At 59.5% G+C, this 8,211-nt stretch carries 5 protein-coding genes; 1 reads left to right on the plus strand and 4 read right to left on the minus strand.

Annotation, left to right across the window (positions count from 1 at the left end; translation table 11 throughout):
- Positions 1-77: 77 nt before the first annotated feature.
- Positions 78-485 (plus strand): helix-turn-helix domain-containing protein, encoded by a 408-nt coding sequence (locus tag FJT57_RS12715; protein ID WP_144905796.1) that lies wholly within the window; start codon positions 78-80, stop codon positions 483-485.
- A gap of 143 nt (positions 486-628) precedes the next feature.
- Here the strand turns inward: FJT57_RS12715 and FJT57_RS12720 are convergent, their stop codons facing one another.
- The 4 genes from FJT57_RS12720 to FJT57_RS12735 all read right to left on the minus strand — a co-directional run bounded on the left by FJT57_RS12720 (position 629) and on the right by FJT57_RS12735 (position 7,490).
- Positions 629-2,548 carry a beta-CASP ribonuclease aCPSF1 gene (locus tag FJT57_RS12720; RefSeq protein WP_144905798.1) on the minus strand — a complete coding sequence of 640 codons (1,920 nt, stop codon included), beginning with the start codon at positions 2,546-2,548 and terminating at the stop codon, positions 629-631.
- 288 nt (positions 2,549-2,836) lie between these two features.
- Positions 2,837-3,949 carry an NAD(P)-dependent alcohol dehydrogenase gene (locus FJT57_RS12725; protein WP_144905800.1) on the minus strand — a complete coding sequence of 371 codons (1,113 nt, stop codon included), beginning with the start codon at positions 3,947-3,949 and terminating at the stop codon, positions 2,837-2,839.
- Between the two features lie 288 nt (positions 3,950-4,237).
- Positions 4,238-5,713: a phosphopentomutase/phosphoglucosamine mutase gene (locus FJT57_RS12730; protein ID WP_144905802.1), complete on the minus strand. Its 1,476-nt coding sequence runs from the start codon at positions 5,711-5,713 to the stop codon at positions 4,238-4,240.
- A gap of 517 nt (positions 5,714-6,230) precedes the next feature.
- Positions 6,231-7,490, minus strand: a complete 1,260-nt coding sequence (locus tag FJT57_RS12735) for an orc1/cdc6 family replication initiation protein (protein WP_144905804.1) — start codon at positions 7,488-7,490, stop codon at positions 6,231-6,233.
- Positions 7,491-8,211: the final 721 nt, after the last annotated feature.

The following is an 8,211-nucleotide window of genomic DNA, read 5'->3' on the forward strand; positions in this document are numbered from 1 at the left end:
CGAGAGGCTGGATCTGCGAGATTGTACGAACTCCACACAAGCCTTTTAATCACACGGTTCCAAGGTTTTACCAACAAATGCCAGATTCGATGTCCGAACAACTCAAGCAGGATATGGAATGTGAGGGGTTACTCGAGTGCTTCCACGGGCTCAAGCATCTCGATAAGCAGTGCTTTCAGGTCTTAGTTCAGGCCAGTGAACCGCTCACCGTCGACGAGGTCGCAGACATCGTCGAACGCGAGCGCTCGACGGCGTACCGATCGATCCAGCGGTTACTGCAGTCGGGGTTCATCCAGAAGGAACAGGTGAACTACGAACAGGGCGGCTACTATCACGTCTACTCGCCGACGGATCCCGAGAAAATTTCCGACAGTATGCAGCGGATGCTCAACGACTGGTACGCAAAGATGGGTCAACTTATCCAGGAGTTCGAGGACAAGTACCAGCGACCGGAGGCAGAGACCGAGCTAACCGTCGAAGGGTAACGAAAGTAGTCTCACGAGAGGTTTTTGCTGTGTCTGGCGGGATATTCGGGCAGTTCGCTCACGTGTCTATTCACCACTTGCTACCACGGGGCAAGTGTTACGTGTTGGTACCTTCCACGTGTCGGTAACCGCCAGTGTCGTTCTCAGTCGAATCGGAACGTTTCGAGGTTCCGCGGTGCGTACGTGCGCACGTTGAATTTCTGGTAGAGTCCCGAAGAGAGCTGATCGGTCGACGACTCGTCGCCGTGGACGCAGATGATCTCTTCCGGCCGGGGGTTCATCGTGCCAACGAAATTTTCGAGCCCGTTCCGATCGGCGTGGCCCGAAAAGCCGCTCACCGATTCGACGTCGAAACGCAGCGTTAACTGCTCGGAGCGACTTCCACGGTCACTGAACGGGATCTCCCGGCGACCGCTCTGGATCCGGCGGCCGAGCGTTCCCTGCGCCTGGTACCCGACGAAGATGAGCTGATTCTCCTCGTCGCCGCCGAGCAGTTCGAGCCAGGACATAATCGGGCCACCGGTGACCATCCCCGAGGTCGAAAGGATAATGCAGGGCTCGCCGCTGGCGATCTCCTCGCGCATCTCCTGGCCGCCATCGACCTGTTGGAACTGGTCGGCGAGGAAGGGGTTCTCGTTTTCGTGGAGAATCCGATCTCTGAGTCCGTCGCGGAGGAACTCTGGATACGCCGTGTGAATGGCTGTCGCCTCCCTGATCATCCCGTCGAGATAAATCGGCATCGTGGGAAGTCGGCCCTCGCGCATCGCCTCTTCGAGGACCAGCATCAACTCCTGGGAGCGGCCGACAGCGAACGCCGGGATGACGACTTTGCCGTCGCGGTCGTGCGTCTCCCGAATGAGTTCGGTGAGTTTGCGCTCGGAGTCCTCCTGATCGGTCTGGTAGTCGTTTCGGCCGCCGTAGGTCGACTCCATCACGAGCGACTCCACGCGCGGGAAGTCGTTTGACGCGCCGTTGAACAGGCGGGTGTCGTCGTAATGGATGTCGCCGGAGAAGACGATGTTGTGGAAACCGTCGCCGATGTGGAAGTGCGTCACCGCCGATCCGAGGATGTGCCCGGCGTTGTGGAATGTCAGCTTGATATCGGGTGCGATATCAGTGACGTCCCCGTAATCCACCGTAATCGTATGCTTGAGTTCCTCTCTAACCATCTCCGAGTCGTACGGCGGCGTTCGCCCCTCCTTGGCGGCCACGTCGAGGTAGTCGAGTTGGAGTAGTCCCATCAGGTCGCGCGTCGGCTCCGTCGTGTAGACCGGTCCGTCGTAGCCGTACTTGAAAAGCAACGGGAGGAGCGCCGAGTGGTCGAGGTGCGCGTGCGTGAGAACCACTGCGTCAAGGTCGGCGATCGGGTTCGCCTCGGGAACCTGAAGATACGGCACTTCACCCTCCGCACCCGGTTTGTCGCCGCAATCGACGAGAATTCGGGTTTCGGGGGTGCTGAGGACGAAGCTCGCCCGGCCGACCTCCCGGCAGCAGCCGAGCGTGGTCACGCGGACCCAATCGGTCTCTCCGGTCTGTTCGCGGTGAATCCGTTTGCCGACTCGCTCGAGGAAGTCGCGCCGGTCGTCTCGCTCCTGCATCAGGAAGTTGCGGACGTTGTCCACCGTCGACGATTCCATCGGCGGCGTGCGGAGGACGTCGGGCGTCCAGCCGACCTCCTGAGTGATCTCTCGGAGCGTGCTCGCTCGGCGGCCGATGACGAGACCTGGTTTCTGCGCCTCGATGAGAACCTCTCCGGTCGCCGGATAGAACTGGAGGTTCGTGATGCCCGCCTCTTCCGGAATTAGATTCAGGATCTTCGGTTTCGCCGTGGCGGGGTCGAGCTGTGTGCCCGCCGCGGGGCGAACCGTGATACGCTTTCGGAGTGTGCTGGCGAGGCGTCGGATGAGGCCGTCGCTTTCGGCGAACGCTCGCGGCGTCTCGGTGTAGATGACGAGTTCGGGGCCCTCGTAGGCGACGCGAGAGACAACGAGATCGTCTGGAATTTCTGATTCGAGTTTCGTTCTGACCGCTTCGAGCGGATCAGTCGTGTCGTTAGTGCTCATACATAGTGGAAAGCCGTGGGCAGGAGCCACCAAAATGCGTGGCCCTCACCTCCGGAGTGTTGCGGGGTCGATGTCGAAATCGCCGACTCGACCGAACGGACGTAATCGTTCACCTGAGTCTAACCGACAGCGTATATAAACGTTTTTCGCTGTCGGAGTGTCGCAGCACCACTGCGAGTGTATTGGCGCAGAATTTGAAGCAGAATGTTGCAGGACTCGGTATGATGTATCGCGAGACACACCGAAAACAGAGGAGAGCGGTACCCGTGACACCCCTGACGACGGCAGTTAGGGCTCACTCACTCGCAGGATGGGCTTGATCGCCTCACCGCGTTCGGAATCCTGGACCGCCGTTTCGATTTCCTCGAAGTCGTAGTAGGTGACGAACTCGTCGAACGGGAACTTCCCTCGTCGGTATAGTTCGATCAGATCGGGAATGAACTCCTTGGGATTGCTGTCGCCCTCGGCGATTCCAGTTATGGATCGGCCGTGGAGGAGGAGGTCGTTGACGTCGTAGCTCGCCTCCGAACCCATCGGTGGTGCGCCGACGATGCCGAGCGTTCCGCGGTGGGTGAGCGCTTCAACCGCCTGTTCTGCGGCCTCGACGACGCCCGAGGATTCGACGGCGTAATCGACACCGCCGTCGGCCGCCGCGGAAACGGCTTCCACCACGTCGTCGACGGTTTCGGGGTTGACTGTCGCCGTCGCACCGAGTTCCGTGGCTTTCTCGAGGCGGTTCTCCTGGAGGTCGACCGCGATGATGTCCGTGCACCCCTTTAGATCAGCGGCGAGGACAGCAGAGAGGCCGACCGATCCGGATCCGAAGATCGCGATCGACGATCCGGCCTGCGGGTTCAGAGAGTTGATCACTGCGCCCGCACCCGTCTGAACACCACATCCGAGGGGGCCGAGAAGCTCGAGGGGGACGTCGTCGGCGACGGGGACAACGTTGCGTTCCGTGGCGATCGCGTGCGTCGCGAACGACGATTGGCCGAAGAACCGCCCGCTGACCGTCTCGCCAGCACGGGATAACGGTGACGTGCCGTCTTCCGGTCGGCGGCCGGAGAAGTTGTGCTCGAAGAAGTCCACGCAGTACGCCGGATGGCCGGTCTGGCAGCTCGAACAGTCGTCGTCGTAATCGAAACTCAGTACGACGCGGTCACCGGCTTCTACGTCTGTCACCTCATCGCCGACGGCTTCGACAACGCCAGAACCCTCGTGTCCGAGGACGGCCGGAAGCGGAGTGGGATAGAGCTGGTCCCGCACGGTGAGATCGGTATGGCAGACACCCGCGCCGACGATCCGAACGAGAACCTCGTTGGCCTGCGGTTCCTCCAGCTCAACGTCTCCGATCGTGAACGGTCCCCCTTCCTCCTCGATTACTGCGGCTTCGATTTCCATTACGACTGACAATACGGGCGTATCAGTGGTGAATATTAGTGATGGTCAACTGCCCATAGCCAAATTCACGGAGTCGTCGAAAACACCCGCCTCAAGGCAATTAACCCGGATATATTACGTCCCCCACACCACATTGTCCGCTGTTCTGCGTGTCCGTTTGAACTGATGGATGCGGGTCCGGGGAGAATCTGCGCTCACGACGTCAACAGTTCACGGAGCCACCGGAGCCATCACACTCAGGGGAAACCTTCGATACCCGCATAAGAGAAACGCGCGAAGTCCCGATCCTTACCGGATCGCCCGATCCGTAACGACGTCGTGGGCAGATTCCAAAAGATCGTCTGCGAGTCGCTCGTCACGAGCCTCCGCGGTCACCCGGATGAGTGGCTCTGTGCCACTCGGTCTGACGAGGAACCACCCGTCGTCGGTGTCGGCGCGGAGTCCGTCGATCGTGTCGATGTCGTCGTAGCGCCGACGGAGTTCCGCTTCGATCGCCGCCATCGACTCCGACCGATCGCTGACGGAAACGTTCTTTCGACGCGTGGTGTACGTTTCCGTCGGAATGTCGTCGACGAGGGATTCGAGCGAACCGCGCTGCGCAACGAGAGACGACAGTCGTATAGCAGCGAGATGCCCGTCCGGGGCGAGCGTTGCGTCCGGCCAGATCCACGCTCCCGACGGTTCCCCTCCGAAGACGTACTCCGCTTTCGACGCGGCGGCGGCGATGTGAACGTCGCCGACGGGTGTGCGTGTCACCGTTCCCCCGGCGTTTTTCACCGTATCCGCGACGACGAGGCTCGTGTCGACGGGGACCGCGACGTGTGGACGCTTCTGATCCGCCGTGTTGGCCGATTTCGGATGGTCGTTTGCTGACTCTTCTTCGTCGAACGCGGCCGCGCGGACGGCGTCGCGGGCGAACAGGGCTAACAGGACGTCTCCGGGGACGTACTCGCCGTCGGGAGTGACGGCAACCATCCTGTCGGCGTCGCCGTCGTGGGCGATGCCGAAGTCCGCTTCGAGCGACGGCACAGCCGATCGGAGCGCGGTGAGCGTCTCGGCGTTCGGTTCGCTCTTTCGCGACGGAAAGCGACCGTCCGGTTGCGCATCGAGCGTGTGAACCGTCGCTCCCAACTCGTACAGCGCGTCGACAGTCACGCGGCCGGTCCCGTTCCCGAGGTCCACGACGACCGAAAGATCATCGAACGGCTCCTGTTCAGGTACTTCATCGAACGGTTCCCGTCCAGCCGCAACAGGGTTTGGCGATGACGTAGACGCGTGGACGGACGGAACGCCGCGTCGACCGCTAACCAGTGTATCGACGTGGCGTTCCGAGGCGTCGTGGACAGCGCGTTCGGTGCCGAACGCGTCCCAGGAAGCCGATTCGACGCCGTCGTTCGTGAGACGGCCCTCGATATCGTCGGTTTGATCGGGGGTGAACGCTTGTCCCGACGGATTCCAAAGTTTGATGCCGTTATCGGGAGCGGGGTTGTGCGAGGCGGTGATGCCGACGCCCGCGTCCGCTCGGAGCCACTGAACCGACCGCGCGAGCGTCGGCGTCGACACGACACCGACGCGAACGACGTCCGCCCCACATTCGCGCGCGCCCGCCGATACCGCATCCGCGAGTACCTCGCCTGTCGTCCGAGCATCTCGCCCCACGACCACCGTATTCAGCTCAGCTGCAACGGCTCGCCCGACATCCAGTGCGAGGCGTGCATTCACCACATCGCCCACGGGACCGCGAATCCCACTCGTCCCAAACATACAGATGGATACACAGACAAGTGGATTCGTCATAAGCCGTGTGGTCCGACAAGCATCGGGTAACCAGTGATCCGGTGAGATCCAGTCTATCGCCTCGGGAGATACCGCTGAGTTCTCACTGAAATCCGGAATGAAACGACGGTAGCAAAGAAGACATACAGGGCCACCGAGGGACACCGTGATGTCCGGAGTTAAAAACAAATAGCGACCCCACCGTGTCCGGAGAACCCCCCTCTGGCACACCACTGCGTCCGTTGTTCTACTCACCCTGAAAAATACCTGCAAATTTCTCCGGACATAGTGGGGTGGGAGAGAGGCTAATCAGTGGTATGAGCCGTCAATACCGTAGCACTGGGCTCTGAGCTTCTGTTGGAAGGCTTTTAGAGTCTTCCGGTTAAAACGGGTTGTCAGTCCGGTTCAAACGAGTCGTCAGTTCGAGCAGCGTCTATTCTGCTGGGGATTCAGTTGCAATAGATCCCACGCGATAGTTGGTCCAATTGGAACCGAGAGAGACCCATTATACTTCAGAAAAGTCTTCGAGCGTCGGCGGTTCGGCGTTGGCGTCCGCATCGACGTACGGAGCGACCGAATCGTGGACACCGACGACCTCGACGGTTTCCATCATCGCCGAGAGGATCAGTTCGACGTCCATATCCAGAGCGTATTCTCGGTACGTCCCCCCGCGTCGACCCTCGTTTCGTTCGGTGACGGAGACGATACCGAGCATCGCCAACTCGCTGAGGTGATCGCGCATCCGGCGTGGGACGAGGGGATCCCGGTTCGCCAGTTCCGCGAACCGCGTGTACCGCGGTCTGACGTCGCGAGAGCGAAGCGGGGCCTCGCCCTCCAGGTCGAGTGTCAACAGCGCATACAACACGAGATGCCCGTGCTCGGTGAGTCCGTTGATTCCCTCTTTGATCCGTCCCCGCTCCAGCGCTCGCCGCCCGCGGCGAACGTGTTCCTCTGTGATCGTTGCAGTCTCCTCGTCTCGGGCAAGATCACCGGCTTTCATCAGCAGATCGATCGACTGTCGTGCGTCACCCGCGTCCTTCGCTCCATAGGCCGCACACAGCGGAATCACCTCGTCGCTGAGGACGCCGTCGTGAAACGCGACGTCCCCGCGTTGTTCGAGGATGGCGCGGAGGTTTTCGGCGTTGTACGCGGGGAAGTGAATCTCCTGTTCACACAGGGAGCTTTTCACCTTTGGAGAGAGGTCGTCGCGGAACGAGAAGTCGTTCGAGATGCCGATCAGGCCGACCTTAGCGACGTCCAGGTCGCCGTTAGCCCGCGCTCTAGGGAGTTGATAGAGAATGCTATCGTCGTTCACGTGATCGATCTCGTCGAGTACGACGAGAATAGACCCACCCCGATCATCGAGGTCCTCCCACAACATCTCGTATACGGAGGCCAACGGGTAGCCGGTCGTAGAGATCTGATTGGCCTCCGAACGGAGGCTGTTGACGAGACGAGTCGCGATCTGATACGAGCTCGTCAGTCCGTCGCAGTTCAAGAAAATAACAGAGAGATCGATATCGTCGTATTGAGCGGCATCGTCTTTCAAATGAGCTAAGAGATATTTCGTCGCAGCAGTTTTCCCGACACCGGTTTTTCCGTACAGAAAGATGTTGTTCGGTTGTTCCCCGTTGATTACCGGTTGCAGCGCCGCCTGATACGTCTGCAACTCCTCGTCCCGACCGACGAGCGCTTCGGGCTGGTAGTCCTCCCGTAAGGCGTCTCGATCGCGATAGATATCGTTGTCCCGTTCGAAGAGGACCATTACGCCTTTACTATCGTTGACGTGATTAATAAAACCACCGTGTCCGGAGTGTCCGCTGTTCCCGTTGGAATAAATACTTGGGGTAACACACCCCCTCCACTTTGTCCGCTGTTCCCCGGTGAGAAGGTGGGGGTGACGAAAATGAGTTATATGATACCGATACCTTTAGTATAACTTAGAGAATATTGGCCCGTAGCATCCAAATACACTCCGGTAGTAGTAGGCAAACTACGCTACTACTACCGAAATTGACCTCGTCATTACCCGTTCTCTCAGGAATGTAGCCGACAACAGCGGACAAAGTGGAGGGGGAGTGTTGTCAGTCCGTGCGAACGTATCGACAATGTACGCGGTTGTTCGGGCGAGATGCGGATTCGGCTCAACGTGACGTCTCTGGTTCCCTCGATGAACGCTCCGTCGACCGAGTAGGTTTCATCTGGCTCAGTACGGTCGTGCTTTCGTTGCACTTCCCGCCGATTGCTCTGTGATTTTCACGTCTGTTCATATCATCTGTCCCCGTCACGAGATAACTGCGGACGTCGTGGTGTTGGTTCCGGGATCGAGTCTATCGAGTGAATCATCGCCACCGCAACGTTTCCTGCTGATTATACAAACGATCGGACGTGGTCCTGCGACCGAGTAGATTCAAGAGTGCATAGTAGATTCAAGAGTGCAAACTCTAGGTCAACGGTCGTGTTTAGTTAAGGATGAAGAGTGAGGC

Source organism: Halobellus captivus, assembly GCF_007655485.1.
Taxonomy (GTDB): Archaea; Halobacteriota; Halobacteria; order Halobacteriales; family Haloferacaceae; genus Haloquadratum; species Haloquadratum captivum.